The organism is Mycobacterium sp. E740 (genome assembly GCF_001672895.1).
Classification (GTDB): domain Bacteria; phylum Actinomycetota; class Actinomycetes; order Mycobacteriales; family Mycobacteriaceae; genus Mycobacterium.
Genome location: NZ_LZKP01000052.1, coordinates 1 through 2,679, shown reverse-complemented (window position 1 = coordinate 2,679; position 2,679 = coordinate 1). Strand labels below are relative to the sequence as shown.

General features: G+C 69.3%; 4 protein-coding genes. 2 read left to right on the top strand and 2 right to left on the bottom strand.

Annotation, left to right across the window (positions count from 1 at the left end):
- Window positions 1-320: FmdB family zinc ribbon protein (locus tag A5663_RS22475; RefSeq protein ID WP_082973927.1), on the bottom strand; the 320-nt coding region annotated here is incomplete at its 3' end.
- Between the two features lie 72 nt (window positions 321-392).
- Window positions 393-992, bottom strand: coding sequence for a 5-formyltetrahydrofolate cyclo-ligase (locus tag A5663_RS04965; protein ID WP_068144669.1), 600 nt, complete (start codon window positions 990-992; stop codon window positions 393-395).
- A gap of 78 nt (window positions 993-1,070) precedes the next feature.
- Here A5663_RS04965 and A5663_RS04960 point away from each other — a divergent pair, with 78 nt between their 5' ends.
- Together A5663_RS04960 and glp are read left to right on the top strand one after the other, a co-directional pair.
- Complete coding sequence (locus A5663_RS04960; protein ID WP_068144666.1) at window positions 1,071-1,982, top strand: UTP--glucose-1-phosphate uridylyltransferase; 912 nt, start codon at window positions 1,071-1,073, stop codon at window positions 1,980-1,982.
- Window positions 1,983-2,009: 27 nt separating this feature from the next.
- Window positions 2,010-2,679, top strand: a 670-nt coding sequence (glp, locus tag A5663_RS04955) for a gephyrin-like molybdotransferase Glp (RefSeq protein WP_369816591.1), incomplete at its 3' end; no start/stop codon positions are given.

Here is a 2,679-nt window from a genome sequence, read left to right as displayed (position 1 = left end):
CCCGAACCCGAACTCGAACCCGAACTCGAGGCGGAGTCAGTCGAACCCGACGAGCCGGAGCCGGCACTCGACTTGTCCGACGACGAGCTTGACTCCGACGAGCCGGAGCTGCTGCTCGACCCGTTGGACGAGCTCTTGCCTGCTTCGCGGCTGTCGTTGCGGTAGAAGCCGCTGCCCTTGAAGACCACTCCCACGTTGCCGAAGAGCTTGCGCAGGCGGCCGTCGCACTTGGTGCAGGTGGTCAGCGAGGCGTCGCTGAACGCCTGAACTGCGTCGAAGCGGTCGCCGCAGTCGGTGCACGCATAGGAATAGGTAGGCACGAAATCCTCCGTGATGGTCAAATCTGTTAGCACTCTACCGGCCCAAGTGCTAGAACCGCTACGTGGCGATCGTCATTCCCGGCCACCCGACCCGCTGAGCGCGACCAGCCCCAGCCGAGGAGTCAGCGCGTGGGTCATCGGTACATCGTGGGGTTCGGCGGGTAGCCGGTCGACGAGTTCGTCGTCGCGCACGACCGCCACGAGCAGCGCCGTCGGCGACACCAGCGGCAGCGAACGGTCGTAGAAGCCGGCACCTCGGCCGAGCCGCACTCCCGCCCGGTCGACGGCGAGCGCGGGTATGAGGAGCGCCGCGGCGTCTGCGATCGTCTCGGGCGCCGACCACGGCATCGCCGGTTCGCGTAGGCCGAACGGCGCGTCGGTCAGCTCCCCGGGAACGTATACGCCCCATCGCAGCGGCAGCGGAGCGTCTACTGCGTTAAGCCGTGCGACCGGCAGCAACACCCGCGCGCCCTGTTGATACAGGGAGTCGACCAACTCGAGTGAGCCCGGCTCGGAATCGACCGGGACGTAGGCGCACACGGTCTGACCGCCGGCGGCGAGCGCCCCGACATGCTCGGCCAGCATCCGCGCTTCTGCGTCGTGCTCGCTGCGGCCCACAGCCCGGCGGGCGGACAGAAACGCGGCGCGTAGACCCGCTTTCGTGGCGTTCACGTCATCCTTTCCCGATCTCTCCCGACACCACCCGGCCTCGACAGGTTCAGCCTGCCCAAGGAGGTTAATGTGTGAACGATGACGAGGCCTGAGGTACCGATCCCGCATACGGCGGTGGTCCCCGCGGCGGGGCTGGGCACCCGGTTTCTGCCCGCCACCAAGACGGTTCCCAAGGAACTGCTGCCTGTCGTGGACACTCCGGGGATCGAGCTCGTCGCCGCCGAAGCGGCCGAAGCGGGTGCCGAGCGCCTGGTCATCGTCACCTCCGAAGGCAAGGACGGTGTCGTCGCGCACTTCGTCGAGGACCTCGTACTGGAAGGCACCCTGGAGGCGCGCGGCAAGCAGTCGATGCTGGAGAAGGTGCGCCGCGCGCCCGCGCTGATCAAAGTCGAATCCGTGGTGCAGGCCGAGCCGCTGGGCCTCGGCCACGCGGTCAGCTGCGTGGAACCGTCGCTGTCGCCGGACGAGGACGCGATAGCCGTGCTCCTGCCCGACGACCTCGTGCTGCCGACGGGCGTCCTCGAGACGATGTCGAAAGTCCGTGCCAAACGCGGCGGTTCGGTGCTGTGTGCGATCGAGGTGCCGCGCGAGGAGATCAGTGCCTACGGCGTGTTCGACGTCGAGCCCGTCGCCGACACCAACAATCCGAACGTCCTGCGCGTCAAGGGGATGTACGAAAAGCCCAAGGCCGAGGACGCCCCGTCGCCGTACGCCGCGGCCGGCCGGTACGTGCTCGACCGGGCCATCTTCGACGCGCTCAAGCGGGTTCCCCGTGGGGCGGGCGGCGAGATCCAGCTGACCGACGCCGTCGCGCTGCTCATCAACGAGGGGCACCCGGTGCACGTGGTTGTGCACCGCGGCTCTCGACACGACCTCGGAAATCCCGGCGGCTACCTCAAGGCTGCGGTTGACTTTGCGTTGAAGCGCGACGACTACGGGCCGGAACTGCGGCGGTGGTTGGTGGAGCGATTGGGGCTCGTGGACTGCTGAGAGCCCTGACGCGTAGATAGGGGTGCAGTGCGTTCGGTCGAGGAACAGCAGGCACGAGTTGCCGCTGCGGCGGTGGCGCCGCGACCGGTCAGGGTGGCGATCGCCGAAGCGCAGGGGTTGATGTGCGCCGAAGAGGTCGTCACCGAGCGCCCGCTGCCCGGGTTCGACCAGGCCGCGATCGACGGTTACGCGGTCCGCAGCGTCGATGTGCTCGGGGTCGGCGACCGTGACGCCGAGGAGTCGGCCGACGGCGAGGTGAGCCTGCCGGTGATGGGCCTCATCCAGGCCGGGGCCCGAACACCCAGCCGCTTGCAGCCGCGCCAGGCCGCGCGTGTGCAGACCGGGGCCCCGATGCCGACGCTCGCCGACGCGGTGCTGCCGTTGCGCTGGACCGACGGCGGTGATGCGCGGGTGAGGGTGTTGCGTGCCGTGCGCTCGGGTGCCTATGTGCGCCGCACCGGCGACGACGTTCAACCCGGTGACGTCGCGGTGCGCGCGGGCACGATCATCGGCCCGGCGCAGGTCGGCCTGCTTGCCGCCGTGGGCCGGGAACGCGTGTCGGTGCATCCGCGGCCACGACTGTCGGTCATGTGCGTCGGCGGCGAACTCGTCGACATCTCCCGCACTCCTGGCAACGGTCAGGTCTACGACGTCAACTCCTACGCGCTGGCCGCCGCGGGCCGGGACGCCGGCGCGG